This window comes from Aeromonas sp. DSM 116730 (assembly GCF_046581335.1).
GTDB lineage: Bacteria > Pseudomonadota > Gammaproteobacteria > Enterobacterales > Aeromonadaceae > Aeromonas > Aeromonas rivipollensis.
In genome coordinates this window covers 3047533-3073320 of sequence record NZ_CP144265.1, presented here as the reverse complement: position 1 = coordinate 3073320, position 25788 = coordinate 3047533, and the positions used below count along the sequence as shown (strand labels likewise).

General features: G+C 61.8%; 26 protein-coding genes and 1 riboswitch. Of the genes, 18 read left to right on the top strand and 8 right to left on the bottom strand.

Annotated elements, in window-relative coordinates; genetic code table 11:
- Positions 1-12: 12 nt before the first annotated feature.
- Together Aeroheme_RS13925 and fadE are read right to left on the bottom strand one after the other, a co-directional pair.
- Positions 13-1530 (bottom strand): HD domain-containing phosphohydrolase, encoded by a 1518-nt coding sequence (locus tag Aeroheme_RS13925; RefSeq protein ID WP_262109241.1) that lies wholly within the window; start codon positions 1528-1530, stop codon positions 13-15.
- 173 nt (positions 1531-1703) lie between these two features.
- Positions 1704-4160 carry an acyl-CoA dehydrogenase FadE gene (gene fadE, locus Aeroheme_RS13920; RefSeq protein ID WP_411166055.1) on the bottom strand — a complete coding sequence of 819 codons (2457 nt, stop codon included), beginning with the start codon at positions 4158-4160 and terminating at the stop codon, positions 1704-1706.
- A 257-nt stretch (positions 4161-4417) separates the two neighbouring features.
- Between fadE and lpcA the strand changes: the two genes are divergently transcribed.
- The 3 genes from lpcA (at position 4418) to Aeroheme_RS13905 (ending at position 6549) form a co-directional block, all read left to right on the top strand.
- A complete protein-coding gene (gene lpcA / locus Aeroheme_RS13915) occupies positions 4418-4996 on the top strand; it encodes a D-sedoheptulose 7-phosphate isomerase (RefSeq protein ID WP_106887349.1) in 579 nt (192 codons plus the stop codon).
- A gap of 122 nt (positions 4997-5118) precedes the next feature.
- Complete coding sequence (locus Aeroheme_RS13910; RefSeq protein WP_202046300.1) at positions 5119-5916, top strand: class II glutamine amidotransferase; 798 nt, start codon at positions 5119-5121, stop codon at positions 5914-5916.
- Positions 5917-6213: 297 nt separating this feature from the next.
- On the top strand, positions 6214-6549 hold the full coding sequence (locus Aeroheme_RS13905; protein ID WP_106887347.1) for an Hpt domain-containing protein: 336 nt from the start codon (positions 6214-6216) through the stop codon (positions 6547-6549).
- Positions 6550-6563: 14 nt separating this feature from the next.
- Here Aeroheme_RS13905 and Aeroheme_RS13900 read toward each other — a convergent pair whose 3' ends face one another.
- On the bottom strand, positions 6564-7487 hold the full coding sequence (locus tag Aeroheme_RS13900) for a uridine diphosphate-N-acetylglucosamine-binding protein YvcK (RefSeq protein WP_163155930.1): 924 nt from the start codon (positions 7485-7487) through the stop codon (positions 6564-6566).
- A gap of 112 nt (positions 7488-7599) precedes the next feature.
- Here Aeroheme_RS13900 and Aeroheme_RS13895 point away from each other — a divergent pair, with 112 nt between their 5' ends.
- Both Aeroheme_RS13895 and Aeroheme_RS13890 read left to right on the top strand, forming a co-directional pair.
- Positions 7600-8784 (top strand): FIST signal transduction protein, encoded by a 1185-nt coding sequence (locus Aeroheme_RS13895; RefSeq protein WP_168235449.1) that lies wholly within the window; start codon positions 7600-7602, stop codon positions 8782-8784.
- Positions 8785-8802: 18 nt separating this feature from the next.
- Positions 8803-10884, top strand: coding sequence for an ATP-binding protein (locus tag Aeroheme_RS13890; RefSeq protein ID WP_411166054.1), 2082 nt, complete (start codon positions 8803-8805; stop codon positions 10882-10884).
- 255 nt (positions 10885-11139) lie between these two features.
- On the opposite strand, the gene Aeroheme_RS13885 is transcribed toward Aeroheme_RS13890, so the two are convergent.
- From Aeroheme_RS13885 to narQ, 5 genes are all read right to left on the bottom strand, one after another.
- Positions 11140-11715 carry an LON peptidase substrate-binding domain-containing protein gene (locus tag Aeroheme_RS13885; protein WP_234690715.1) on the bottom strand — a complete coding sequence of 192 codons (576 nt, stop codon included), beginning with the start codon at positions 11713-11715 and terminating at the stop codon, positions 11140-11142.
- A gap of 313 nt (positions 11716-12028) precedes the next feature.
- Positions 12029-12277, bottom strand: a complete 249-nt coding sequence (locus tag Aeroheme_RS13880; RefSeq protein ID WP_411166053.1) for a globin domain-containing protein — start codon at positions 12275-12277, stop codon at positions 12029-12031.
- Between the two features lie 15 nt (positions 12278-12292).
- Positions 12293-12454, bottom strand: a complete 162-nt coding sequence (locus Aeroheme_RS13875) for a hypothetical protein (protein ID WP_411166052.1) — start codon at positions 12452-12454, stop codon at positions 12293-12295.
- Between the two features lie 163 nt (positions 12455-12617).
- Positions 12618-13256 (bottom strand): two-component system response regulator NarL, encoded by a 639-nt coding sequence (gene narL, locus Aeroheme_RS13870; RefSeq protein ID WP_005325544.1) that lies wholly within the window; start codon positions 13254-13256, stop codon positions 12618-12620.
- The gene (narQ, locus tag Aeroheme_RS13865) at positions 13256-14968 is read right to left on the bottom strand and encodes a nitrate/nitrite two-component system sensor histidine kinase NarQ (RefSeq protein ID WP_106887342.1); all 1713 of its coding nucleotides are present in this window, start codon (positions 14966-14968) and stop codon (positions 13256-13258) included. Before narQ ends, narL begins: the two co-directional genes overlap by 1 nt.
- 79 nt (positions 14969-15047) lie before the next feature.
- Positions 15048-15187, top strand: a riboswitch (molybdenum cofactor riboswitch).
- On the opposite strand from narQ, the gene moaA reads away from it, so the two are divergent.
- The 13 genes from moaA to modA all read left to right on the top strand — a co-directional run bounded on the left by moaA (position 15175) and on the right by modA (position 25631).
- Complete coding sequence (moaA, locus tag Aeroheme_RS13860) at positions 15175-16170, top strand: GTP 3',8-cyclase MoaA (RefSeq protein ID WP_408848099.1); 996 nt, start codon at positions 15175-15177, stop codon at positions 16168-16170. (Overlaps the previous riboswitch by 13 nt.)
- A 250-nt stretch (positions 16171-16420) precedes the next feature.
- On the top strand, positions 16421-16930 hold the full coding sequence (gene napF / locus Aeroheme_RS13855; RefSeq protein WP_411166051.1) for a ferredoxin-type protein NapF: 510 nt from the start codon (positions 16421-16423) through the stop codon (positions 16928-16930).
- 8 nt (positions 16931-16938) lie between these two features.
- Entirely contained in the window at positions 16939-17229 is a 291-nt protein-coding gene (locus Aeroheme_RS13850) for a chaperone NapD (RefSeq protein WP_226989672.1), read from the top strand.
- Between the two features lie 125 nt (positions 17230-17354).
- Complete coding sequence (gene napA, locus Aeroheme_RS13845; RefSeq protein ID WP_411166050.1) at positions 17355-19844, top strand: nitrate reductase catalytic subunit NapA; 2490 nt, start codon at positions 17355-17357, stop codon at positions 19842-19844.
- Between the two features lie 15 nt (positions 19845-19859).
- Entirely contained in the window at positions 19860-20594 is a 735-nt protein-coding gene (gene napG, locus Aeroheme_RS13840) for a ferredoxin-type protein NapG (RefSeq protein WP_205641413.1), read from the top strand.
- Positions 20591-21466 carry a quinol dehydrogenase ferredoxin subunit NapH gene (gene napH, locus Aeroheme_RS13835; protein ID WP_411166049.1) on the top strand — a complete coding sequence of 292 codons (876 nt, stop codon included), beginning with the start codon at positions 20591-20593 and terminating at the stop codon, positions 21464-21466. The genes napG and napH overlap by 4 nt, the downstream gene beginning before the upstream one ends.
- Positions 21466-21921 (top strand): nitrate reductase cytochrome c-type subunit, encoded by a 456-nt coding sequence (locus Aeroheme_RS13830; RefSeq protein ID WP_106887336.1) that lies wholly within the window; start codon positions 21466-21468, stop codon positions 21919-21921. The genes napH and Aeroheme_RS13830 overlap by 1 nt, the downstream gene beginning before the upstream one ends.
- A 12-nt stretch (positions 21922-21933) precedes the next feature.
- Entirely contained in the window at positions 21934-22524 is a 591-nt protein-coding gene (locus tag Aeroheme_RS13825) for a cytochrome c3 family protein (protein WP_025326410.1), read from the top strand.
- A gap of 224 nt (positions 22525-22748) precedes the next feature.
- Positions 22749-23255, top strand: a complete 507-nt coding sequence (moaB, locus tag Aeroheme_RS13820) for a molybdenum cofactor biosynthesis protein B (RefSeq protein ID WP_106887335.1) — start codon at positions 22749-22751, stop codon at positions 23253-23255.
- Positions 23256-23305: 50 nt separating this feature from the next.
- The gene (gene moaC / locus Aeroheme_RS13815; protein WP_393936314.1) at positions 23306-23800 is read left to right on the top strand and encodes a cyclic pyranopterin monophosphate synthase MoaC; all 495 of its coding nucleotides are present in this window, start codon (positions 23306-23308) and stop codon (positions 23798-23800) included.
- Positions 23797-24042 (top strand): molybdopterin synthase sulfur carrier subunit, encoded by a 246-nt coding sequence (gene moaD / locus Aeroheme_RS13810; RefSeq protein WP_411166048.1) that lies wholly within the window; start codon positions 23797-23799, stop codon positions 24040-24042. Before moaC ends, moaD begins: the two co-directional genes overlap by 4 nt.
- A 296-nt stretch (positions 24043-24338) precedes the next feature.
- Positions 24339-24818: a molybdopterin synthase catalytic subunit MoaE gene (gene moaE, locus Aeroheme_RS13805; RefSeq protein WP_411166047.1), complete on the top strand. Its 480-nt coding sequence runs from the start codon at positions 24339-24341 to the stop codon at positions 24816-24818.
- Between the two features lie 84 nt (positions 24819-24902).
- Positions 24903-25631, top strand: coding sequence for a molybdate ABC transporter substrate-binding protein (gene modA, locus Aeroheme_RS13800; protein WP_411166046.1), 729 nt, complete (start codon positions 24903-24905; stop codon positions 25629-25631).
- Positions 25632-25788 lie beyond the last annotated feature (157 nt).

Here is a 25788-nt window from a genome sequence, read left to right as displayed (position 1 = left end):
GGCACTCTTATCTCAGTGGGCGCCGATATAGATGTCCTTGTACTGCTCGCGGATCTCGAGGAACTTCTCCAGGTTGGCCAGCATCAGATCCACCAGCAGGGGATCGAAGTGCTCTCCCTTCTCTGCTCTTATCAGCGCCAGCACCTGCTCCAGTGGCCAGGCCTGCTTGTAGCAGCGATCCGACCCCAGGGCATCGAACACATCCGCCAGCGCGACTATGCGCCCCTCCAATGGGATGGCATCCCCTTTAAGTCCGCGGGGGTAGCCGGTGCCGTTCCACTTCTCGTGATGGTTGCCAGCTATGGTGGCCCCTATCTGGAACAGCGCGAGATCGCTGCCGGAGAGCATGTCTTGCCCCAGCTGGGCGTGGGTCTTCATGATCTCCCACTCATCCGGGGTGAGCTTGCCCGGCTTGTGCAGTATGGCGTCCGGGATCCCCACCTTGCCGATGTCGTGCAGAGGAGAGGCGCGCTTGATGAGCTCGCACCTGTCTTCGTTCATGTCGAGCAACTGGCAGAACAGCTCGGTGTAGAGCGCCACCCGCTTGACGTGCAGGCCGGACTCCTTGGAGCGACTCTCCACCAGTTCGCCGATGCGGTAGATGATCTCGCGCTGGTTGTCGCCGATGACCTCGTTGAGCCGGATGTTCTCCAGCGCCACTATGATGTTCTCGGTGAACAGGCTCAGCAGGCCGGTATCCATCTGGCTGAGGGGGCGAGTGGTCTCGATGTGGAACAGCAGGTGGTGACGGGGGTTCTGGCAATAGAGCACCATCTGGTTGCCATCGTAGACGTTGGCGCCCTTGTCCATGGCGCAGCGCAGTATGGCTGGCGCTTCACTGAGGCGCAGGGCCGGGCCCTCGCTGAGCAGGGGTTCCAGCACCTGGTCCCGCACCTCGTAGGCCAGATGCTTCACATCATAGATCTGGGACTCTTCGAGGTTGAGCAGGGCGCTGAGCTGGGTCTGGGCCCCTTCGACGAACTGGCGCAGGGCCCGTTGCTCGAAGATCCCCTTGGAGGCCTCGATGACCTTTTCCAGCCCCTGGCGATTGCTCTCCAGGGTGCGAATGTCCCGGTAGGAGCGCAGGCTGGCGCGCAGCAGGGTGCGCAGCTTCTGGGAGGTGAGCTCCGTCTTGTCCTTGTAGTCGTTGATGTCGTAGTTGGTGACGACGTCATCTTCCGGGGCCTGACCGGGTTGGCCGGTCCGCAGCACTATGCGCACCATCTTGTTTTGCAGCTCGTCGCGCACGAACTTGACCACCTCCAGACCGGCGTGATCGGCTTCCATGACCACATCGAGCAGCAGCAGGGCGACATCCGGGGTGACGGCGAGCAGGGCCTTGGCTTCGGCGGCGGAATAGGCGTGCAGAAAATCGATGGGCTTGCCGTCGAATTCAAACTTGCTCAGGGTAATCTTGGTGATGCGATGCACCTCGGGTTCATCGTCCACTATCATCACCTTCCAGCCGGCGGGTCGCGGTGCTGTTTGGGGCAGGTCTTCATCGTCAATTATCAGGATTTGATCATCCATTACGCAATCCTGTGTGTGATCCTGTGCTTACCTTAACCGCTTCATTCAAGTTAGGAAACGGATTGATATCCAAAATATGATCCAGCTGGTTGCTCTTTCTCCATCCGGGGTTGCCGGGCAGATGCCAGCATGAAAAACGCCTCCACGAGGGAGGCGTTTTGGCATTCATGGCATCAGGCTGCCCTGTGATAGGCGGACGCTTCAAACAGCGCCTTGTTGGCCACCAGATCGATGGGGTCGAAGTCATCGACGTTGATGGTGCGCAGGCGGCTCTCTTCGGCACGGCGCAGCAAGTCGGCCTCGGTCTGGTTGATGACGCCAAGGGCCAGGCCGGCGTCTGCCACCTTGTCCAGCTGGGTGAAGGGACGCTTGCGGCCCTCTGCCTTGCACACCTTGTCAAACAGCGGCTCGGCGGTCAGCACATCATCGAGGGCCTGCTCCAGCAGCCCGAAGGGGTTGCCCTCTTCGCGGGTCAGGTACTGTCCTTCGGCCAGACGGTCGCGGGTGGCACTCGGGGTCTGCAGCAGACGGGCAACCTGGCTGTCCAGCTTGTCGGAGGGACGCTTCATGTCGCGACCCAGCGGCAACACTATGACGCGCAGGGCCAGGCCAATCCAGCGATTCGGGAAGTTGCGCAGCAACTCGTCGATGGCTTCTTGTGCCTTGAACATGGCGTCTTGCAGCGCCCAGTGCAGCAGCGGCAGGTCGGCTTGCTGGCGTCCCTCATCCTGATAGCGCTTGAGGGCGCTGGAGGCAAGATAGAGCTGGCTCAGCACGTCGCCTAGGCGGGCGGAGACCCGCTCCTTGCGCTTGAGCTCGCCACCCAGGGTGCCCATGGCCATGTCGGACAGGAAGGCCAGGTTGGCACTGAGGCGCGAGAGCTGCTGGTAGTAGCCCTTGGTCTGATCCTTGTAGGGGGCGGACGCGAAGCGGGCACCGGTCAGGCCCAACCAGAAGCTGCGCACCAGGTTGCTGATGGCGAAGCCGACGTGGCTGAACACCGCCTTGTCGAACTGCTTGAGGGCCACTTCCTGATCCGGATGGCTGGCGGCCAGCATCTCCGGCAGCACGTAGGGATGGCAGCGGATGGCACCCTGACCGTAGATGATCATGCTGCGGGTCAGTATATTGGCACCCTCAACGGTGACCGCGATGGGGGCACCCTGATAGCCACGGGCCAGGTAGTTGTTCGGCCCCATGCAGATGGCCTTGCCGCCGTGGATGTCCATGGCATCTATGATGCACTTCTGGGCACGGTCGGTGAGGTGGTACTTGACGATGGCGGAGATGACGGACGGCTTCTCCCCCAGATCGATGCCGGTCACCGTCAGCTTGGCGGCGGCACCCATGATGTAGGCGTTGCCGCCGAGGCGCGCCAGCGGCTCTTCGATGCCTTCCATCTTGCCGATAGGCAACTTGAACTGGCGACGGATGCGGCTGTAGGCGCCGGTGGCCAGGGCCAGCATCTTGACGCCGCCCGTGCTGTTGGAGGGCAGGGTGATGCCGCGACCGACCGACAGGCACTCCACCAGCATGCGCCAGCCCTGACCGGCCATGGCCGGGCCGCCGATGATGAAGTCCAGCGGCACGAACACATCGTTACCCTTGGTCGGCCCGTTCTGGAACGGCACGTTGAGGGGGAAGTGACGGCGGCCTATCTCGACGTCCTGGATGTCGGTGGGGATCAGGGCACAGGTGATGCCAAGCTCCTCTTCCTCACCCAGCAGGTGATCCGGGTCGCGCAGCTTGAAGGCCAGCCCCAGCACAGTCGCGATAGGGGCCAAGGTGATGTAGCGCTTGTTCCAGGTCAGGCGCATGCCGAGCACCTCTTCCCCTTCCCATTCACCTTTGCAGACAATGCCGAAGTCGGGGATGGAGCCGGCATCCGAGCCCGCTTCCGGGCTGGTCAGGGCGAAGCAGGGGATCTCCTTGCCGACGGCCAGGCGCGGCAGGTAGTGGTCTTTCTGCTCTTCGGTGCCGTAGTGTTGCAGCAGCTCACCCGGGCCCAAGGAGTTGGGCACGCCGACGGTGGAGGCGAGCACGGCGCTGGCGCCGCACAGTTTTTGCAGCACGCAGGACTGGGCGTAGGCGGAGAACTCCAGGCCACCGTACTTCTTCTTGATGATCATGGCGAAGAACTTGTGGTCTTTCAGGTACTGCCACACCTCGGGGGAGAGGTCGGCCCGCTCATGGGTCACTTCCCAGTCGTTGACCATGCGGCACACGTCTTCAACCGGGCCGTCCATGAAGGCCTGCTCTTCGGCTGACAGAACGCTGACCGGAATGGTGTGCAGTTTCTTCCAGTTCGGGTTGCCGGCAAAGAGATCCGCTTCCCACCAGGTGGTACCCGCCTCTATGGCTTCCTTCTCGGTGCGGGACATCTCCGGCATGATGGACTTGTAGATCTTGAACAGGGGTTTGGTCAGCTGGTTGCGACGAAACTCCACCAGGTTGAGCGGGATGGCGATCACCGCGAACAGCACCCACACCAGCAGGGGCACATGGCCATAGAGGGCGCCGGCGACCAGGGCGGCGGCCGTGGCAAGCGTGGAGGTGAACAGTGACGCCCGGCGGTAAGCCATGGCGCCGATCACCAGGATCACCCCGAACAGAGTGAGGGTCGTCGTCATTTTTCGCTCCTTGCATGAGTTGCCGAAGTTGGGGAAACGTGGGTTAACTGATCCAGAGGTCTGACCTGTTGGATGTGGCCCCTGTTGTAATTCATACGCACAAAATTATCAAGATGTTTACAAGCTTGTTACCTTGACACCGTGATCGGCCTAACGTACCGGGGCCGCATCTTGGCGGGCGGGGGGGCGACGATTGGATTGGCTTGTGCGACAATGCAAAACCCTATGTTGGACGATACAAAGAGACATCAGACGCCATGTACCAAGAACTTATCCGCAATGAATTGACCGAAGCTGCCGGCGTGCTCCAGGCCTTTCTGGCCGATGAGCAAAATCTGAAGAACATAGAGGCGGCCGCCAAACTGCTGGCTGACTCTTTCAAGGAAGAGGGCAAGGTGCTCTCCTGCGGCAACGGCGGCTCCCACTGCGACGCCATGCACTTTGCCGAAGAGCTGACCGGCCGCTATCGCGAGAACCGCCCTGGCTATGCCGGCATCGCCATCTCCGATCCCAGCCACCTCTCCTGCGTCTCCAACGACTTTGGCTATGACTATGTCTTCTCCCGCTACGTGGAAGCGGTGGGTCGTCGTGGTGACGTGCTGCTCGGTATCTCCACCAGCGGCAATTCCGGCAACATCCTCAAAGCCATCGAGGCTGCCCGCGCCAAGGGCATGAAGGTCATCGCCCTGACCGGCAAGGACGGTGGCAAGATGGCGGGTCTGGCCGATGTCGAGATCCGGGTGCCGCACTTCGGCTATGCCGACCGCATCCAGGAAGTGCACATCAAGATCATTCACATCCTGATCCAGCTGGTCGAAAAAGAGATGGCCAAGTAATCAGAGAAAGAGGGCAGGTGGGGCTGCCGGGGGCTCTAATGACCGCTCCTGGCGCCTCGCATCCAGCTTAAGTTCGCTGATTGACGCAGAGATGATCAATTAATTCAGGGAGTGGACTGGACATGTGCGAACTGCTCGGCATGAGCGCCAATGTGCCGACCGACATCTGCTTCAGCTTTACCGGGCTGATGCTGCGGGGCGGCAAGACAGGCCCCCATAAGGATGGCTGGGGGATCACCTTCTACGAGGGGCGAGGTTTTCGCACCTTCAAGGATCCCGAACCCAGTGCCCAGTCACCCATCGCCAAGCTGGTGCAGGCGCTGCCCATCAAGAGCCGCGCCGTGGTCAGCCATATCCGGCAGGCCAACCGGGGATGCGTGTCGCTGGAGAACACCCACCCCTTTACCCGCGAGCTGTGGGGACGCTACTGGACCTTTGCCCACAACGGCCAGCTGACCGGCTACAAGGGGTTGCGGACCGGGCGCCACCGTCCTGTGGGGGACACCGACAGCGAGCACGCCTTCTGCTGGCTGCTCGACAGGCTGGAGCAGAAATACCCCAAGCGTCCGGCCAATTTCCCCGCCATGTTCCGCTACCTTGCGACCCTGTGCGACGAGCTGCGCGGACTCGGGGTATTCAACATGTTGCTGTCGGATGGGGAGTTCGTGATGACCTATTGCAGCAACAACCTCTACTGGTTGACCCGCAGGGCCCCCTTTGGCGAGGCCCGTCTGCTGGATGAAGATGTGGCCATCGACTTCCAGAGCGAGACCACCCCGAATGACGTGGTGACCCTGATAGCCACCCGCCCGCTCACCGGCAATGAGAGCTGGGTGAAGATGGCGCCCGGGGAGTTCTGCCTGTTCAGGCTGGGTGAGCTGGAATACGGCAATGCAGCCAGGCTGCTGACCCGCCAATAAAAAAATACCAGGGTAGAATCCTACCCTGGTTCTTCGCAGCAGCCATACAGGCAAAAAGGGATGAGAGAGGTGTTGCTGAGCCGCATCATTCTCATGGTCTGCATTGTTATGTCATTGTTAATTTTGTGACAACATTTATCTCTTTCCTGCTTGGAACTGCGTGTTGATAACTTGAACTGGCTCACATTCTGATGGCGGCACGCCGCTTCAACCGACTCTCGCCGCAGAGCGGGTGACAGCCGGTGTGCGGGTCGGCTATATTGTGGTCTGTTTGAATACCATCATAGGGAAGAGAAGATGGAGTGGCTGGATCAGAAAGTGCTGAGACAACTGGCAGATGACATAGGTCACGACATGATGCCGGTCGTCATCTCGGTGTTTGTCGAGGAGGTGGGCGGGCAACTTGCCCAGCTCAGGCCGCTCTTTGATCAGCGGGACTGGACTGCCCTGGCCCGCCTCGCCCACAGCATGAAGTCCTCTTGTGGCAGTTACGGTGCCGAGCCCAGCTATCGGCAGGTGATGGCGCTGGAGCTCGCCTGTCGCCGGGAGGATGCGGAGGAGGCCGGTCGCCTGCTCGAGCAGCTCGAGCACTCCCTGCCTCAGGTGTTCTCCCATCTGGCCAAGTATCACTAGATCGCACTGGCGGATTAGCCCGCCTTGTCACGCTCTGCGTACCAGCTCAGTATCACCGCATCCAGCGCCTGTCGAAGTTTGAGGCGATCGTGGCGATGGGGCAGGGCTGCCTCACCCAGACTGGCCTGAATCAGGCAATGCTGCAGCTCCGGGGCCCCATGGCCTTCGGGGGCCAGGATGGCATCGATCCGCCCTTGGCCGATCCGCTCTTCCAGCCAGCGATGCTGGTGGGACAGGGTCAGCTTGCCAGCCGGCCCGTTTTCGGCCACCAGATTGCTGATGAAGACGACGATGGCGCCGCTGCTGCGGATCGCTTCTGCGATCTCGCTCAGCAACAGGGGCGGCATGATGGAGGTGAGGAAGCTGCCGGGCCCCAGAATGATCATGTCGGCCTGGCTCAGGGCGTCGATTGCCTCGTGGGTGGCGGGCACGATCGGGTTCAGGCTCAGGGCCCGTGGCGGCGTGGTGAGCTGATCGATGGAGACTTCCCCCAGGATCTGATCGCCACAGACGGTGTGGGCACACAGATCCGTGGGGTGCTCGGACATGGGCAGCAGGCTGGGCGCTATGTGCAACATGTCGCTGATGAGCCGGATGGCATCCAGGGGACGGACACAGAGGTTGTCAAGGGCCAGCAGCATCAGGTTGCCGAGGTTGTGACCCGCCAGCTCGCCGCGACCCGTGAAGCGGTATTCGAACAGCTGGCTGCCGATGCTGGGCTCGGTCACCAGCTGATTGAGGCAGTTGCGCAGATCGCCCCAGGCGATGCACTCCTGGCTCTTGCGCAGGCGTCCGGTGGAGCCGCCATCATCCGTGGTGGTGACTATGCCCGTCAGCCGAGTGCCTAAAAAAGAGAGGGAAGAGAGCACCCGACCCATGCCGTGACCACCGCCGATGGCGACGACCCGGTCGAAGTCATTGATATTTTTCTGCCACATGCAGTCATCCTGTGGGAGGCCAGTGCGCATCAGTTTAGCCCGCCTGGCCAGGTAATTGTTTGATAAAGGTATGATTTTTGCTTGATGCCCCGGCATCACATACCACTAGGAGATGGTGTTGAACTTCCTGACGGCTCACTCTCTTGCCGAGACGACCCCGCTGGCCGCCCAACAGATAGCTGAACGGTTGCTCGCTCAATCACCTCATTCCCCGTCGTTGTTGCTGGTCTATTTTACCCAAGCACACGATGCCGCGGTACTGCGCCGTGCGCTCAAGGCCCGTTTCCCCCATACCCGGCTCATCGGCTGCAGCTCTTGTGGCGGTATCCTGACCCAGGCTGGCCATCATGGCCGGCTGGGCTGGAGTCTGGCAGTGGCGGCCCTCTATGACGACAAGGGGGCCTACGGCGTGGCCGGTCAGGCAGGGGACGAGCTGGATGTGCGCCAGTTGCTGCGCCGTGCCATCGCCGATGGCGGGCGTCCCGGCGAGTTGCCGCAACTCATACTGCTGCACACCAGCCCTGGGCAGGAGGAGGCGGTGCTGGCGGGCATAGATGCCGAGTTCGGGGCGACGGTTCCCGTCGTCGGCGGGTCGGCGGCGGACGACAGTGTCAGCGGCGAGTGGCAGCTGTGCTGGGATGAGGGGGAGGGTCGCCAGGGCTGCGTGGTGGCTGTGCTCTATCCCGATTGCCAGCTGGCCTTCCAGTTCCACTCCGGCTATGTGCCCACCGAGCGTCATGGCACCATTACCGCGCTGGATGGCCGCGAGGTGCTGACCATAGACAATGAACCTGCGGCCCGGGTCTATGCCCGCTGGACAGAGCGCCAGCTCCCCTGGCCTGTGGGCCCCATTTTGCGGGAGACGACCCTCTCCCCGCTGGCCCGCCAGGTCGGTACCCTGGATGAGATGCCCTACTACAAGCTCTCTCACCCCGAAGCGGTGACGGAGCGGGAAGGGTTGCGCCTCTTTACCGAAACCCGGCTGGGGGAGCGGCTGCAACTCATGTACAGCAGTCAGGAGGGCCTGCTTCAGCGCAGCCTGAATGCGGTGCGCATCGAACCCGAATATGGGATGGCGGGGAACCTGCAGCCCATAGGCGCTCTGGTGGTGTTCTGCGCAGGCTGCCGTCTGGCGCTGGGAGATTCGCTCAGCGATGTCGTCGGCCATTTCAGCCAACGGCTGGGGGAGATCCCCTTTATCACGCCATTCACCTTCGGCGAGCAGGGGCGATTGCCCCACGGTGAGCTGGCGCATGGCAACCTCATGGTATCGAGCGTAATCTTCCTCGAGAGCTGACAAGGTGCTGGACACAAGATGATAGGCAATAGCGAACTCGAAACCCTGGGCGACAAGCTGCAAACCACGCTGGTGGAGCTGATGCGTTGCCGGGAGCGGGAGGCCAGATACCGCCAGGAGTCACAGGCCCTGCTGTGCGGGGTGGCGACGTTGGCACAGGCCAAGAGCCTGGAGCAGGTGCTGGACAGCCTCATTCTGGCGCTCAAGCCCTTCATCGGCTTCGAACAGGCTGATGTGGTCGCCTGGGAGAGCACGCGCGGCACCACCCATCTGAGCACCCAACCCGGGGAGGTCGGCCGCACCTGGCCGCTGACGCCGCTCTTCTCCCGCGCCATCGCAGGTGAAACCCTGGTCATCTATGATCCGGCCCAGTTGCCCGAGCTGGCCTCCCTAGCGGGGGCGGCGGGCTGGGCCAGCGTCATGATGACGGGCTTGCAGGCGCCGGGCTTCTCCGGGGTGCTCATCTGCCGGCACAGTGCCGCGGGCACCTTCGATCTCCAGAGCAAGGCGGCGATGCAGCGGTGCCGCCCGCTCATCTCCCAGGCGCTGGTCAACATTGCCTATAGAGCCCGCCTGCAGGAGCAGGTCGACCTCAAGACCCTCGCCTTGCAGGCTAGCGAGCAACGCTTTCGCAGCTTTGCCGCCATGGCGTCCGACTGGTTCTGGGAGACGGATCCCGAGCACAGGCTGAGCTATGTCTCTGCCCCTGGCTATCAGGGGGAGGCGCTTGTCCGCCAGGCGGGGCGCAGCCTCTATGACTTTGCCCACGACAAGGAGGATCCCGCCTGGTGCAGGTATCAGCACCAGATAGCGCGCCATCTGCCGGTGCGGGCGATGCGCGCCCAGGTGACGCTGGCGAGCGGCCCCTGCTGGATGGAGATCAATGCCGAGCCCTGCCATGACGGCAGTGGCGCCTTCATCGGTTATCGGGGCACGGCGCGGGAGATCGGCAGTCAGATCCGCCGCGAGCAGGAGCTGGCGCGGGCGCGGGATGAGGCCGAGAGTGCCAACCGCGCCAAGTCCCAGTTCCTGGCCATGATGACCCACGAGATCCGCTCCCCCATGAATGCGGTGCTGGGGATGCTGGATCTGCTGCAACATGGCCGGCTCGAGACCCCGCAGCAGACCCTGCTCGGCCACGCCACCCACTCTGCCCATCTGCTGCAGACCATCATCGACGATGTGCTCGACTTCTCGAAGATTGAATCCCATACCCTGGCCCTGCACTGCGAGCCCTTTCAACCCGCCGAGCTGTGCCGGGCCCTGGTGGAGCCGCTGCAGGCGCAGGCCAGCGCCAAGGGCATAGCGCTGCACTGGCAGCTGGATGAGGAGGTGCCGTCCCAGCTGCAGGGGGACGCCGTCCGCCTGTCCCAGGTGATCGGCAACCTGCTCGGCAACGCGGTGAAATTTACCGCCGCCGGTAGCGTGCGGCTCGCGCTGGCGTGGCAGGATGAACGGCTGAGGGTGTCGGTCAGCGACACCGGGATTGGCATCTCTCCCGAGGATCAGGCGCTGCTGTTCGAGCCGTTCTATCAGGTCGACAGCTCGGCCACCCGTCGCTTCTCCGGCTCCGGGCTTGGGCTGGCCATCTGCCGGCGGCTGGTGCAACTCATGGGCGGCGACATCCGCCTGCAGAGCGCCCCTGGGCAGGGCAGCTGTTTCTGGTTCGAGCTGCCCGGGATGGCCTCACCTTGCGTCGCGTCGACCAACCCCGCCATCGAGGGGGTCTCCATGCTGGATCTGGATGTGCTGGTGGTGGAGGACAGCCCGGTCAATCAGCTGGTGGTGTCGCTCATGCTGCAAAAGCTGGTGTGCCGGGTGAGGCTGGCAAGCAATGGCCTGGAGGCGCTGGCACAGGTCGGCGAGCGGCGACCGGATCTCATCCTGATGGATATGCGGATGCCGCAGATGGATGGGCTGGAGGCCACCCGTCGTCTGCGAGCCATGGGATGCGAGGTTCCCATAGTGGCGCTGACGGCCAATGCCATGACGGAGGATAGGGCCCGTTGTCTGGCCCAGGGGATGAACGATTTTCTGGCCAAGCCCATCAGCCTGGCCCGGCTGCGCAGCTGTTTGCTGCGCCATTGCCGGCTCCCCTAGCCCGATTTTGGGTAAAAAAAATGGTCAACCTGGTGGTTGACCAATTCTTCAGCAAATACTGAAGAGAGCACGGGATAAATCGGGTTGTACGGTCTTATATGAAAAAGTCGTGCCAACTTTTCATGACCTGTTATTGCGGCTTGCAGCCGTGTTATCTGTTTTATATGGTGGCTGCTGGTTGCAAAATGCAAATGTCTTGTTTCATTGTAAGAATTGTCAGTCGTTATTTTCGCATTTTGCAAACCACTTCTTGACTCACTGTGCGATCAGTCGGCGCAGGAACTGACGCGCCGCTTCACTGTTTTGTTTGGCAATCAACATCTGTTTTTCATAGATCGGCATGGGCAGGATCTCGAGCCAGCGCTGGCAGAGCCAGGCCGCGTCGTCGAACTGCTTGTCCGGGTAGAGCTCATCCAGTTCCGGATATTGTTCAAAGACCTCCTGCAATCTGCTGACCAGCTGCTTGTCGCTGAAGTCCGAGTGCGCGCTCGGCCAGTTGGGCAGGGTTTCCACCTGAGCGTGACGCAATCCGGAGCCATCCGTTTCCATTTCATGGATGCAGAAACGTTCCAGACCGAGCACTGTGACCCCGAGCAGGCCATCGTTGAGCGTATAGAAATCAGTCACTTTGACACGAGTGCCGACCGGCAGTATGCGTCCGCAGGTGCCCGTGCTGGTGGTCTCTTCCATCACGATGCCAAAGCCCCGATCATCGATGAAGGACTCCTTGAGCATCTGCAGGTGGCGAGGCTCGAACAGGCGCAAGGGGAGTTTCCCGCCCGGCAATATGTGTGAGGGCAAGGGGAACAGTGCCAGGTGTTGAAGTTTCATGTTCCATCCTCCGATAAGTTGCATCTGGATATGACAATGCAGTGACTGTGCCAGAGCTCGGGGAAAATGGAGAAACGGCAGGAAAATGAGGCCGATAATTTAAATATTCATTAGTAATCAAGCAATTATAATTTTACTCAATGGCAGGGACGGGACAGCTCAGGAAGGGATTCAGGTGGCCTTGTAGGGGCTCGTACATGCCCCACCTGCAGAATGGGGCAGAGTTCGCATATTGCAAATGATTCCCCTGCAAAATGCGTATCTGCCGTCCATCTTAAGCGGCAGGATCTCGCGGGCGTGATGGCAGAGGCGGCTAGGCGACGGATTCGGTGGGCTGACTGAGCCCTTCCAGCATCAGGGCGGCTATCTCGTCGTACATCTGTGACCAGGCATCAGAGAGCGCTGGTGTGAAATGCTCCCCCAACCGACGTGCCAGCACCAGGGTCAATGCCTGTTCCAACAGGGCGAACTGGTGTGACTGCACCTTGAACTTTTGATGCCGCCTGCCGAGATCCCGGATGATGAAGCTCAAGGCATCCAGTTGCTCCAGGCTGGTGATCACCGTATTCAGGGTATCCTACACCTTGGCGACCGGCATTCCCGCAGGATCGGGAAAGAGGTTGATCAATTCCGGCGAGAGTCGGAACAGCTCCGCATATACCTCCTGGACATAGGTGTTGTTCAGTGCGGTGACCTTGCCCCAGGCCCTTTGTACCAGCTCGATCTGTTCGGATGTCATGTCGTGCGCCCTCCATGTGCTGTCTCCTGAACATAATAATTCATTTGCTCAATAAGATGCGGGGGACGGTGACGTTTTGTGAGGCGGGGGAGGGAGGCAGCCAGCAAAAGACCCCGGGATGGCGGGGCCTTGACTGGCATGAGATGGGGCGCGTAACGGGAGCTTAGTTGCGCTGCTCCAGGTACATGACGGCGGCTTCCACCCGGCTCTGGGCCTCGAGCTTTTTCAGCAGGCTCTTGACGTGTACCTTGACGGTACCTTCCGAGATGTGGAGCACGGAGGCGACCTGCTTGTTGGAGAGACCCTTGGCAATCTCGCGCATGATCTGCATCTCGCGGCGGGTCAGGCTTTCCAGCTTCTGCTGCAGGTGATCCAGCTCGTAGATGTTCTCGAGGTAGGGGCGCAGCGGCTCGCTCAGGATCTGCTTGCCGGTCATGACATCGGCCAGCTGGCCCAACAGCATGTCGGGCTCGGTGTCCTTGAGCAGGTAGCCATCGGCACCGGCCTTGAGCAGGGCAACCACGTCCTGGCGGGCGTCGGAGACGGTCAGGATCACGACCCGGGAGGTGACCTCTTCGGCGCGCAGGGCCTTGAGGGTATCGAGGCCGGACAAACCCTTCATGTTGAGATCGAGCAGGATGAGGTCCGGCTCCGACTCCTTGGCCATGGCCACGGCGTCAGTGCCGTTAGAAGCCTCACCTATCACTTCGATGTTATCTTCCAGCTCCAGCAGTTGCACAATGCCTTTGCGCATCAGGGGATGGTCATCTACGACCAGAACACTATATTTCATCTCGTCCATCAGGCGTCTCTTGTTAGGCTGGTGGGAAAGGTCAGGTGTACACGGGTGCCCCCGGAGGGCGGTTCACTGATGGTCAACTGACCGTGCAACTTGCTGGCACGCTCGTTCATGATGCTGAGACCGTAGTGATTCACCGCCGAGCTTGCGCCCCCTATTCCGACACCATCATCTGCAATCTGAACCTGGATGTTACCATCAGCCAGGGTCTCACAGCTAACGTCAATGCGCTGGGCGCAGGCATGTTTGATGGCATTGAGCACTGCCTCACGGATCAACTGCAGGATGTGAATGTGTTGCCCTGCCTCGAGATCCGTATCGGTCAGCCCGTATTGGAGCCTGATCTCGGCCCGGGTCTGGGGCTTGAGCTGCTCCAGCATGACGCCTATGGCTTCGCCGAGGTTGGCATCGCCGATGCTGAGGCGGAAGGTGCCGAGCAACTCGCGCAACTGGGTATAGGCATTGCTGAGCCCTTCGTCGATCTGCTGCATGGCGGCCTCGGCCTTGCCATTATCCCCCTTGGCGACGGAGCGCTTGAGCAGGGTGGACTGGATCTTGAGGTAGGAGAGCGCCTGCGCCAGCGAGTCGTGCAGCTCGCGGGCGATGACGGCCCGCTCCTCCATCAAGAGCAGGCGCTGGTGTTGCAGCAGGGTCTGATCCTTGTGCAGCACCTGGGCCAGCAACATGGAGAAGTTCTTCATCAGCCGCTCGTCTATGGGGTGTTCGCTTATCATGTCGAGCCGGCCGTACTCCTCATCATCCATCTGCAGATAGAAGCTCACCACGGCCTCCAGATCGCCGGGCCAGCCCTTGCGCCCCGTGATGTAGACCGGCATGGCATTGTGCTCGAAGCGGGTCAGCCGGATATGGTCGATGTGCTGGTGGGCGGCGGCCCGCTCCAGCAATTTCTGCAGGGTACGCCGGCTCAGCGGCGCCGCGTGCAGCTTCTGGGCGGTGGAATAGAGGAAGGAGAGGGTGTCGTTGGCCTGCTGCAGCTTGGCGGTTTTCTCTTCCACCTTGCTCTCCAGCTCCCGATAGAGCTTGCCGAGCTCGTCCGCCATGGTGGCGAAGGCGCCGGACAGTTCCCCCAACTCGTTTTCGCAGTGGGGGGGCAGGGTCAGGTCGAACTCCTGGCGCTGGATCTGGCGGGCGCAATGGACCAGCTGATTGAGGGGGGCCACCACCTGCTGGCGGGTGAAACGCACCGTGAACCAGGCGATGGTGATGATGGAGAGCAAGCCCAGTCCCTCCGCCAGGGCCAGCATGCGCACCTTGAACTCCACGTGATACTGCATCTGGTTGACGAAGTCATCGATGGCGGCGACGAACTGCTCGGTGTTGTCGGTGTAGCGGCTGGGGGTGGCGTTCTCGATGTGCTCGCGCATCATCTGCCATTGCAGCAGCACCTCGCCATAGGTGCGGCGCAGGGAGGCAGGGGTGATCCAGCGCTGGGTCTCCTGCAACTCGGAGGCGTGCAGTGTCTGCTCGAACTGGTCGAGTCGGCCGAGGACGGCCTGATCCTTTTCGATTTCGTAGGCCATGCGATAGGCCTGCATCCGCAATGATCCCGACAGGTTGATCGCCTTGGCATCGGGTACCGAGTAGAAGAGGGTGACCATGGCCACCACGGCGATCAGGCTGGCCATGAACAGGATCAGCACCATGGAGCGGCCGATGGCGCTGCTGACCGAGTGTACTTTGAACCACTTTCCCATGCCGATTGGCTTCCTTCAGATCAGACAAAGACCCCACAAAGTAGCATGGGAGTGTACTCCAACTTGTGCTAGCATCGAAAAACTAGATGAACTCCGAGCGTTTTTGCCTAAGTCATTGAGATAGGGGGAAAACGCCGTCAGCCGTCGTTCGAGCTGAAAGGGTCAGGAAAGAAATGCCCTGGCCTCCCGTATTTGGAAAGGTGTTTATGTTGCCACTTGAAGATGGTTTTTCCCGTCGCTTTTACTATTTGCGCCTGTCGATTACCGACGTGTGCAATTTTCGTTGTACCTACTGTTTGCCGGACGGTTATCGCCCCCCGGATGGGAACAAGGAGGGGCGCAAGTCGTTTCTCTCCCTGGAGGAGATACGCCGCATCGTCTCGGGCTTCGCCGCCATGGGCACCCGCAAGGTGCGCCTGACCGGGGGGGAACCCTCCCTGCGCCGTGACTTCACCGCCATCATAGAGACGGTGGCCAATACCCCCGGCATCGAGAAGGTGGCCATGACCACCAATGGCTATCGCTTGAAGGAGCGGGCCCAGGAGTGGTTCGATGCAGGACTCAATGCCCTCAATGTCAGTGTCGACAGCCTGGATCCGCGCCAGTTTCACCAGATCACCGGCGAGAACAAGCTGGCGGAGGTGATGGAGGGGATAGAGGCGGCACTGGCCGCCGGCTTCAAGTCGGTGAAGATCAATGCGGTGTTGCTCAAGGGGCTCAACGACCAGCAACTGGATCAGTTTCTGGCCTGGATCAGGCACAAGCCCATAGAGCTGCGCTTCATCGAGCTGATGCAGACTGGGGAGATGGACAGCCTGTTTCGCGATCACCACACCAGCGGCGAGCTCATCAAGGAGCAACTGCTTGGCAATGGCTGGATCCAGCAATTGCGTGCCGTGGACGACGGCCCGGCCCAGGTGTTCATGCATCCTGAGTCAATGGGGGGAGTGGGGCTCATCATGCCCTACAGCAAGGACTTCTGCGCCGGTTGCAATCGGCTGCGGGTCTCCTCCGTGGGCAAGTTGCACCTCTGTCTGTTCGGTGACAACGGGGTGGAGTTGCGGGATCTGCTCGGTGACGACAGCCAGCAGGAGGCCCTGCAACAGCGGATCCGCCAGGCGCTCACCGGCAAGGCCGCCACCCATCGTCTGCACGAGGGCAATGCCGGCATGACCCCTCATCTCGCCTCCATCGGCGGCTGATAACTGGCCGTCAGAGCAAAATAGCCATCGATTAATAAGCAATCCTCACATAGGGGTAATTTACCTTGCCCCTCTGCTGCCTTATTGCGCCAAGGGTTTGATCCAGCGCAATAATCCCCCCTGTTTATCTCCCTGGTGGTATATCCCTGACCTTGTCAGGGCCGCAATATACACCCACGCTTATAATTGGTATTGAAAATGCCAGTCACTGGCTCCGCACTCGAATTCTGTCCTGTGAAGAGGAATTGATATGCCTGATGGGGTCAATCTGTCACGCCGCAGCCTGTTTCGAGGACGACTGAGTGCGCCCAGACCCGAGGAACAGCTGCCCTGGTCTGTCTCCTGGACCGACTTCGTGGCCGATTGCACCCGGTGTGGCGACTGCCTGACGGCTTGCCCGGAACAGATCCTGGTCAAGGGGGACGGTGGCTTCCCGACGGTGGATTTCCAGCGTGGCGAGTGCACCTTCTGCGGCGAGTGCGTCAGCGCCTGCCAGGCGCCGGTGTTCAGGCCGACGACGCAGACGCCCTGGGACTATGTGGCCCACATCGAAGCGGGATGCCTGGCCAGTGCCCAGGTCTTCTGCCAGCGCTGTCAGGACAGTTGCGAGCAGCAGGCCATCCGTTTTTCTCCTCAGCTGGGGCGAGTCCCCACCCCCAGCATCCATACCGAGTCGTGCAATGGCTGTGGTGCCTGCGTGGCGGATTGTCCGGTCGGCAGTATCAGGGTGGGAGCCCCCCATCAGGGGGCGTCCACATGAAGCAAGGGATGAGCAAGTTGGAAAACAACCATATGACCCGAGAAGAGTTCCATGTATCCAGCCTGGTGGTACTGACCCAGCCCCCCTTGCGTCACCGGCTCGCAGAGCAGATTGCGGCTCTGGACGGGGCCGAGATCCATGCCGTCAGCGACGAAGGCAAGCTGGTGGTGACCCTGGAAGGGCCCAGCCAGCGCCCCATCATGGCGGCCATCGATGCGATCAATGCCATGCCGGGCGTGCTCTCTGCCGCCCTGATCTACCACCAGTTTGATGAAGTCGAAGCCGAGGGCAGGGAATAGCGCCATGAGGCTGGGCCGCGAGGTTCGCGATGCCCGAAGAAAGCAATAAAGCGCCATGACGCTGAGCCAGCGCGGCTCGTGACAATGGCTGTCATTGATGTGATTAAGCAATGCGAGGATATGTCATGAAGCTGAGTCGACGCGACTTTATGAAGGCCAATGCGGTGGCGGCAGCCGCTGCCGTGGCCGGAGTCAGTGCCCCCACCCTGGCGGCGAACCTTATTACCAGCACCGACAAGACGGCCATCACCTGGGACAAGGCGCCCTGCCGCTTCTGCGGCACCGGCTGTTCCGTGCTGGTGGGCTCCCAGGCCGGCCGTGTCGTGGCGACCCAGGGTGATCCCGATGCGCCGGTCAACCGTGGCCTCAACTGCATCAAGGGCTACTTCCTCTCCAAGATCATGTACGGCGAGGATCGCCTGACCCAGCCCATGCTGCGCATGACCAATGGCAAGTTCGACAAGAATGGCGACTTCGCCCCCATCAGCTGGGATCAGGCGTTCGACATCATGGCCGAAAAGTTCAAGGCCACCCTCAAGGAGAAGGGCCCGACCGCGGTCGGCATGTTCGGCTCCGGCCAGTGGACGGTGTGGGAAGGCTACGCCGCCGCCAAGCTGATGAAGGCGGGCCTGCGTACCAACAACCTGGATCCCAACGCCCGTCACTGCATGGCCTCCGCCGTGGTCGGTTTCATGCGCACTTTCGGCATGGATGAGCCCATGGGCTGCTACGACGACATCGAGCAGGCCGACGCCTTCGTGCTCTGGGGCTCCAACATGGCCGAGATGCACCCCATCCTCTGGTCGCGGATGTCCGATCGCCGCCTCTCCAACCCGGATGTGCAGGTGCACGTGCTCTCCACCTTCGAGCACCGCAGCTTCGAGCTGGCGGACAACGGCATGGTGTTCACGCCCCAGACCGACTTGGCGATCCTCAACTACGTCGCCAACTACATCATCCAGAACGACAAGGTGAACTGGGACTTCGTCAACAAGCACACCCAGTTCCGCAAGGGGGTCACCGACATCGGCTACGGCCTGCGTCCGACCAATCCGCTGCAGCAGAAGGCCAAGAACCCGGACAGCGGTGACTCCACCCCCATGAGCTTCGAGGACTTCGCGAAATTCGTGGCGGATTACGACGTCGACTCTGTGTCCAAGCTCTCCGGTGTCTCCAAGGAGAAGCTGGAAAAACTGGCCCAGCTTTACGCCGATCCGGACAAGAAGGTGGTCTCCTACTGGACCATGGGCTTCAACCAGCACACCCGTGGCGTCTGGGCCAACAACCTCTGCTACAACATCCACCTGCTGACCGGCAAGATCTCCACCCCGGGCAGCGGTCCCTTCTCCCTGACCGGCCAGCCCTCTGCCTGCGGCACGGCGCGGGAAGTGGGCACCTTCGCCCACCGTTTGCCCGCCGACATGGTGGTCACCGATCCCAAGCACCGCGCCATCGCCGAGAAGATCTGGAAGCTGCCGGAAGGCACCATTCCCGAGCAGGTGGGTTATCACGCCGTGCTGCAAAACCGCATGCTCAAAGACGGCAAGCTCAACGCCTACTGGGTGATGTGCAACAACAACATGCAGGCCGGCCCCAACATGAACGAGGAGGGGCTGCCCGGTTATCGCAACCCGGCCAACTTCATCGTGGTCTCCGACCCTTACCCGACCGTCACGGCGCAAGCGGCTGACCTCATCCTGCCCACCGCCATGTGGGTGGAAAAAGAGGGGGCCTATGGCAACGCCGAGCGCCGCACCCAGTTCTGGCACCAGCAAGTCAAGGCGCCGGAAGGGGCCAAGTCCGACTTGTGGCAGCTGATGGAGTTCGCCAAGCGCTTCACCGTGGAAGAGGTGTGGCCGGCGGAGCTTATTGCCAAGATGCCGGAAGTGAAGGGCAAGACCCTGTTCGAGGTGCTCTATGCCAACGGTCAGGTCAACCAGTTCCCGAAAGAGCAGAGCAAGGGGGCGCTGAACGACGAGACCGAACACTTCGGCTTCTACGTGCAGAAGGGGCTGTTCGAGGAGTACGCCTCCTTCGGTCGCGGTCACGGTCACGATCTGGCTCCCTTCGATCAGTACCATGAGGCCCGCGGCCTGCGCTGGCCCGTGGTGGACGGCAAGGAGACCCTGTGGCGCTATCGCGAAGGGTTTGACCCTTATGTGAAGGCGGGGGAGGGGGTGCGTTTCTACGGCAAGCCCGATGGCAAGGCGGTCATCTTCGCGCTGCCTTACGAGCCGGCCGCCGAGGCACCGGATCAGGAGTACGACATGTGGCTCTCCACCGGCCGCGTGCTGGAGCACTGGCACACCGGCACCATGACCCGCCGGGTGCCCGAGCTCTATCGCGCCTTCCCGGATGCGGTGCTCTTCATGCACCCGGAAGATGCCAAGGCCCGTGGCGTGCGCCGTGGCGAAGAGGTGATAGTCGCCTCCCGCCGTGGCGAGGTGAAGACCCGGGTCGAGACCCGTGGTCGCAACCGTCCGCCCAAAGGCCTGGTGTTCATGCCCTTCTTCGATGCCAGCCAGCTGGTCAACAAGCTGACCCTGGACGCCACGGATCCGCTCTCGAAAGAGACGGATTACAAGAAGTGCGCCGTCAAGGTCATGAAGGCGTAAGGCGGGGCCGGGGGGATGAGTCGCAGCCGTCGCCAGTTCCTGGCAGACCTCGCCAAGGGGGCCTGCTCCGTGGGCCTGCTTGGGGCAGGGCTCGGTACTGTGGCCCGCCAGCAGGCGCAGGCGGTGCCCGCCCAGGCTCTGCGGCCGCCTGCGGCACTGGGGGAGGCTGACTTCCTCGGTGCCTGCGTGCGCTGCGGGCTCTGCGTCGAAGCCTGTCCCTACGACACCCTCAAGCTCGCCCGGCTGCTGGATCCCGTGACCACGGGCACCCCCTATTTCGAGGCGCGCGCCGTCCCCTGCGAGATGTGTGACGACATCCCTTGCGTGGTGGCCTGCCCGAGCGGTGCCCTGGATCAGGGGATGACCGACATCGATCAGGCGCGCATGGGGGTGGCGGTGCTCATCGATCACGAGACCTGCCTCAACTATCTGGGCCTGCGCTGCGATGTCTGTTATCGGGTCTGCCCCTTGATAGACAAGGCGATCACCCTAGAGCTGCAACGCAATCCGCGCACCGGCAAGCACGCCATGTTTCTGCCCACGGTGCACAGCGACATCTGTACTGGCTGCGGCAAGTGCGAGCACGCCTGCGTGCTGGAGACGGCGGCCATCAAGGTGGTGCCCCATGGGCTCGCCAAGGGTGAGCTCGGTCATCACTACCGGCTCGGCTGGGAAGAGAAGGCCAAGGCGGGCAAGTCCCTCATCGGTGAGCGACTCACCCTGCCGACCCGCAAACCGGAGGGGCTATGAGTCGTTATCCGGGGGCCGAGGCCAGCGCCAGGCTGGGCTGGTGGCGCGCCCACCGCTTCCTGCTGCTGCGCCGCCTCAGCCAGTTTGGCGTGCTGGGGCTCTTCCTGCTGGGGCCGCTGGCGGGGGTCTGGATCCTCAAGGGCAACCTCTCCAGCTCGCAGTTGCTGGAGACGGTGCCGCTGAGCGATCCCCTGACCCTGCTACAGTCGGTCGCGGCGGGCCATTGGCCCATCACCACCCTCTGGCTCGGGGCGGCAATAGTGCTCTTGGGGTACTGGCTGGTCGGGGGGCGGGTGTTCTGCTCCTGGGTCTGCCCGGTCAACCTCATTACGGACGCCGCCGCCTGGGTCAGGGCCCGGCTTGGGCTCAAGGGCAACGGCCAGTTCAACCGCAACACCCGCTACTGGCTGCTGGCCATGGTGCTGGTGGCGCCCGCCATCACGGGCGTGCTGGTGTGGGAGCTGGTCAATCCGGTCTCTTTGGCCATGCGCGGCCTGCTGTTTGGCATGGGGGCGGGCTGGGGTCTGCTGGTGGCCCTATTCCTGTTCGACCTCTTGGTGGTGGAGCGGGGCTGGTGTGGTCATCTCTGTCCGGTGGGGGCCTTCTATGCCCTGGTCAACCGGGTCGGGTTTATCAAGATTTCTGCCAGGGGGCGTGAGCGGTGCAGCAACTGCATGGATTGTTATGCGGTCTGCCCGGAGCGTCCCATCCTGCGCGGCCCGGTTCACGGGGCCAGGCGCGGTCACGGGCCCTTGATTGTGGCTCAGGAGTGTACCAACTGCGGCCGTTGCATCGATGTCTGCGCGGAGCAAGTTTTCGAAATCACTACAGGTTTTGCCGTCAAGGCAGAGAAAACGTCGGAGAACAAATAATGAAAAAGCTGATTGGAGCAATGCTGGCCTGCCTGATGGCGGGCTCCTTGATGGCAGCCACCCCCGAGATCACCAACAGCACGGGGGGGATCAAGTCGGAGCGGGGGAGTACGGATCTGGTCACGGAGGCAGATGCGGCCCCCATGAAGAACTATCGCAAGGATGGGGATCTCTACGATCGTCAGTACATGCATCAACCGCCGCTGATCCCCCACGATACTCGCAACTACGAGGTGGACAACAAGGTCAACAAGTGCCTGGCCTGCCACAGCTTCAAGAACGCCAGCAAGATGAAGGCCCCCAAGATCAGCCCGACGCACTTCGAGACCCGCGACGGCATGACCCTTGGCGAAGTGTCACCCCGCCGCTACTTCTGCCTGCAGTGCCACGTGCCGCAAGCGGATGCCAAGCCGCTGGTGGAAAATACGTTTAAACCAGTTGAAGCGCTGAACTGAGGAGCCAACTAGATGAAATTACCCGGCTTTATCCAGCGTCTGTGGACCACCTTCAAGTCCCCGTCGAAGGCGGCCCTCTGGGTGCTGCTGCTGATGGGCTTCTTCGGCGGCGTCATCTTCTGGGGCGGTTTCAACACCGCCATGGAAGCTTCCAACACCGAGAAGTTCTGTACCGGCTGCCACGAGATGAAGGACAACGTCTTCGTGGAGTACCGCGACACCATCCACTATGCGAACCGCTCAGGGGTGCGCGCCAGCTGCCCGGACTGCCACGTGCCCCACGAATGGACCTACAAGATCATTCGCAAGGTGCAGGCCTCCAAGGAGCTGTGGGGCATGCTGACCGGCAAGGTGGATACCCGCGAGAAGTTTGAATCGCATCGGCGCGAGATGGCCGAGCGGGAGTGGCAACGGATGAAGGACACGGATTCGCGCGAGTGCCGCAACTGCCACAACTTCGAGTACATGGACTTCTCCCTGCAAGGGCGGCGGGCGGCCCAGATGCACTCCACCAACCTGGCAAGCGGTCAGAATACCTGCATCGATTGTCACAAGGGGATAGCGCATCAGCTGCCTGACATGAAGGGCGTGGAAGGGTTCTAAGGTGCCGGGCCATCGAAGCGCATAGCGCCGCTTCGATGGCCTTTGATTTTTATGGGCCTTTTAACCCCCTCAGCCAGACATCTTTTGATAGAATCCCTCCCCGGCAACGCGGCGCCCCTGTCGGCGCGCATTCACCGACCGGCATGGCCGGGTGACGCGTCCCCCTCTTCTCCTCTCGTGGTCAATGAATGATTGACAGGATTTGTCCTATGGCATCCAGAAACATGGCACCCAAAAACAGCGAATTCATCCCTCTCAAGATCGCCGTGCTGACGGTCTCCGACAGCCGCACCGCCGCCGACGACAGCTCGGGGGATTATCTGGTATCGGCTTTGACCCAGGCGGGTCATCAGCTCGCGGATCGGGCCCTGTGCGCCGACAACCTGTTCAGGATCCGGGCCCAGGTGAGCCAGTGGATCGTCGACGAGGCGGTGCAGGTGGTGCTGATCAACGGCGGCACCGGCTTCAATGAACAGAACCGGGTGCCGGAGGCTGTGGGGGTGCTGTTCGAGCGCACCGTACAGGGCTTTGGCGAGATGTTCCGCCAGCTCTCCTTCGCCGAGATAAAAGGCTCGGCCATGCAGAGCCGCGCCCTGGCGGGGCTCGCCAATCGCACCCTGATCTGCTGCCTGCCGGGCTCCACCGGCGCCTGCCAGCTCGGCTGGGAGCAGCTCATTCGGGATCAGCTGGACGCCCGCACCAGGCCGTGCAACTTCGTGTCCCATCTGTGATCTCGGGAGTTTTCCCGGATCATCCATCTTATTTTTCGATAGGGGAATAGATGAACCTGACCCATCTCAACCAGAGCGGCGAAGCCCACATGGTAGATGTGACCGACAAGCAGGTCACAGAACGTGAAGCCCGCGCAGAGGCCTTCGTGACCATGGCCCCCGCGACCCTGGCCCTGATCCTCGGCGGTCAGCACCACAAGGGGGACGTGTTCGCCACCGCCCGCATCGCTGGCATCATGGCGGCCAAGAAGACCGCCGATCTCATCCCCCTCTGCCATCCCCTGGCACTGACCCGGGTGGAGGTAGAGATCGAGGCCCAGCCCGAGCACAATAGGGTCCATATCCGTACCCTCTGCAAGCTTTCGGGCAAGACAGGGGTGGAGATGGAGGCGCTCACCGCTGCGTCCGTGGCGGCCCTGACCATCTACGACATGTGCAAGGCGGTGCAGAAGGACATGGTGATCGAACAGCTGCGGTTGGTGGAGAAGAAGGGCGGCAAGTCCGGCCACTTCCAGCTGGGCCCCCAGGCAGGAGAGAAGGCATGATCAAGGTACTGTTTTTTGCGCAAGTGCGTGAGCTGGTGGGCTGCGACGAGCTCAGCTTGCCTTGCGACCATGGCACGGCCGAAGCGCTGCGCGCGGCCTTGTGCGAGCGCGGCGACAAGTGGGCCCTGGCGCTGGAATCCGGCAAGCTGCTGGTGGCGGTCAACCAGACCCTGGTGCCGCTCGAGACGCCGCTCAATGATGGCGATGAAGTCGCCTTCTTCCCCCCCGTGACCGGAGGCTGAGGATGAGCGAGATAACGACAGTGGATCGCACCACTGAGCTGTGCGGTGGCGATGAAGTGGCCTTCTTCCCTCTCCTTCCAGTAACGACTGGAGGCTGAGGATGAGCGAGATAACGACCGTGGATCGCACCACTGAGCTGTGCGGTGGCGATGAAGTCGCCTTCTTCCCTCTCCTTCCAGTAACGACTGGAGGCTGAGGATGAGCGAGATAACGACCGTGGATCGCACCACTGAGCTGTGGGACGGGGATGAAGCCGCCTTCTTCCCTCTCCTTCCAGTAACGACCGGAGGCTGAGGATGAGCGAGATAACGACAGTGGATCGCATCCTGGTGCAGCGGGCCGACTTCTCCCTGGGAGAGGAGTATGAGCGCCTCGCTGCCCGCCATGACAGCGGCGCCATCGTCACCTTCGTCGGCAAGGTGCGTGACTTCAATCAGGGGGAGCAGGTCTTGGGACTCTCCCTCGAGCACTACCCCGGCATGACCGAAAAGGCGCTGGCGGACATAGTCACAGAGGCCCGTGGCCGCTGGCCGCTGCAGGAGTGCACCCTCATTCACCGCATCGGCGATCTGCTGCTCGGGGATCAAATAGTGCTGGTGGCGGTGAGCAGCGCCCACAGGGACGCCGCGTTCGAGGCCTGCCACTTCATCATGGATTTTTTGAAGACCCGGGCGCCCTTCTGGAAAAAAGAGCTGACCGCCGAGGGCGTTCAACGCTGGGTCGAGGCGAAGCAGAGCGATGACGCCGCCGCCGCCCGCTGGCGGCAAGAGTCCTAGCCGATCCGCTCGATGACAGGCGAGTGCCCGCGGGCGCTTGCCACCACTAGCTTCGGGTATGCCGGAGCCTCAAGGAGACAGGGAATGAAGAAACAGTTGTCCGTGGTGTTGCTCGGTCTCGTCGCAGGCGCCTTGCACAGCTGGGCCGCTCGGGCCGATGACGTCAGGGTGGCCGTGGCCGCCAACTTCAAGGGCACCATAGAGCGCATCGGCAAGGAGTTCACCGCCAAGACCGGCCACAGCGTCGTCATCAGCTCGGCGGCCACTGGTGTGCTCTACACCCAGATCACCCACGGCGCCCCCTTCGATCTCTTCCTCTCCGCCGACGTGGCCACCCCTCAAAAACTGGAGGCGGAGGGCAAGGGGAGCGGTCGCTTCACCTACGCCATCGGCCAGCTCGGCCTGTGGAAGAAGGGGGGACCTGCCCCCAATGAGGCAAGCCTGCGCAGCTGGAAGGGCAACCTCGCCATCGCCAACCCCAAGACCGCGCCCTATGGCACCGCCGCCATGGCAACCCTGACCCACCTCAAGATAGATCCCAAGCAGTATCGCCTGCTGACCGGCACCAATATCAGTCAGACCTGGCAGTTCGTGGACACGGGCAACGCGAAGCTCGGCTTCGTCGCCTGGGCCAACCTGGTGGAGGCGGGCAAGACAGGCGAAGCCTGGGCCGTGCCGGCCAGCTTCTACCCCCCCATAGAGCAGCAGGGGCTGGTGCTGAAGAAAGGGGAGGCGGTGGATGCGCTGGTGGCCTGGCTCAAGGGCCCGGGCCAGGAGCAGATAAAGGCTGCGGGCTATGCCTTGCCGCAATGATGGCATGAATGCCAATCTCCCATGACCACTGGCCGGCCTCAGCGCCGGCCACGCTTTGCAATGAGGATGTATAACATGTTGCTGCTCGAACCAGGGAGGGATATGCCCCATGAGTGAAGGGGATCTGCTGGCGGCGTTTAGCTCGACCCTGAAGCCA

Coding starts and splice junctions, on each gene's coding strand:
- moaE (WP_411166047.1), top strand. CDS start 24,339: ATGAGCGAGATAACGACAGTGGATCGCATCCTGGTGCAGCGGGCCGAC.
- lpcA (WP_106887349.1), top strand. CDS start 4,418: ATGTACCAAGAACTTATCCGCAATGAATTGACCGAAGCTGCCGGCGTG.
- moaA (WP_408848099.1), top strand. CDS start 15,175: ATGTTGCCACTTGAAGATGGTTTTTCCCGTCGCTTTTACTATTTGCGC.
- Aeroheme_RS13895 (WP_168235449.1), top strand. CDS start 7,600: ATGGTGTTGAACTTCCTGACGGCTCACTCTCTTGCCGAGACGACCCCG.
- moaC (WP_393936314.1), top strand. CDS start 23,306: ATGAACCTGACCCATCTCAACCAGAGCGGCGAAGCCCACATGGTAGAT.
- Aeroheme_RS13900 (WP_163155930.1), bottom strand. CDS start 7,487: ATGTGGCAGAAAAATATCAATGACTTCGACCGGGTCGTCGCCATCGGC.
- Aeroheme_RS13830 (WP_106887336.1), top strand. CDS start 21,466: ATGAAAAAGCTGATTGGAGCAATGCTGGCCTGCCTGATGGCGGGCTCC.
- Aeroheme_RS13875 (WP_411166052.1), bottom strand. CDS start 12,454: ATGACATCCGAACAGATCGAGCTGGTACAAAGGGCCTGGGGCAAGGTC.
- napG (WP_205641413.1), top strand. CDS start 19,860: ATGAGTCGCAGCCGTCGCCAGTTCCTGGCAGACCTCGCCAAGGGGGCC.
- napF (WP_411166051.1), top strand. CDS start 16,421: ATGCCTGATGGGGTCAATCTGTCACGCCGCAGCCTGTTTCGAGGACGA.
- fadE (WP_411166055.1), bottom strand. CDS start 4,160: ATGACGACGACCCTCACTCTGTTCGGGGTGATCCTGGTGATCGGCGCC.
- Aeroheme_RS13885 (WP_234690715.1), bottom strand. CDS start 11,715: ATGAAACTTCAACACCTGGCACTGTTCCCCTTGCCCTCACACATATTG.
- Aeroheme_RS13905 (WP_106887347.1), top strand. CDS start 6,214: ATGGAGTGGCTGGATCAGAAAGTGCTGAGACAACTGGCAGATGACATA.
- narQ (WP_106887342.1), bottom strand. CDS start 14,968: ATGGGAAAGTGGTTCAAAGTACACTCGGTCAGCAGCGCCATCGGCCGC.
- Aeroheme_RS13910 (WP_202046300.1), top strand. CDS start 5,119: ATGTGCGAACTGCTCGGCATGAGCGCCAATGTGCCGACCGACATCTGC.
- Aeroheme_RS13850 (WP_226989672.1), top strand. CDS start 16,939: ATGAGCAAGTTGGAAAACAACCATATGACCCGAGAAGAGTTCCATGTA.
- napA (WP_411166050.1), top strand. CDS start 17,355: ATGAAGCTGAGTCGACGCGACTTTATGAAGGCCAATGCGGTGGCGGCA.
- narL (WP_005325544.1), bottom strand. CDS start 13,256: ATGGACGAGATGAAATATAGTGTTCTGGTCGTAGATGACCATCCCCTG.
- napH (WP_411166049.1), top strand. CDS start 20,591: ATGAGTCGTTATCCGGGGGCCGAGGCCAGCGCCAGGCTGGGCTGGTGG.
- moaD (WP_411166048.1), top strand. CDS start 23,797: ATGATCAAGGTACTGTTTTTTGCGCAAGTGCGTGAGCTGGTGGGCTGC.
- Aeroheme_RS13825 (WP_025326410.1), top strand. CDS start 21,934: ATGAAATTACCCGGCTTTATCCAGCGTCTGTGGACCACCTTCAAGTCC.
- Aeroheme_RS13890 (WP_411166054.1), top strand. CDS start 8,803: ATGATAGGCAATAGCGAACTCGAAACCCTGGGCGACAAGCTGCAAACC.
- modA (WP_411166046.1), top strand. CDS start 24,903: ATGAAGAAACAGTTGTCCGTGGTGTTGCTCGGTCTCGTCGCAGGCGCC.
- Aeroheme_RS13925 (WP_262109241.1), bottom strand. CDS start 1,530: ATGGATGATCAAATCCTGATAATTGACGATGAAGACCTGCCCCAAACA.
- moaB (WP_106887335.1), top strand. CDS start 22,749: ATGGCACCCAAAAACAGCGAATTCATCCCTCTCAAGATCGCCGTGCTG.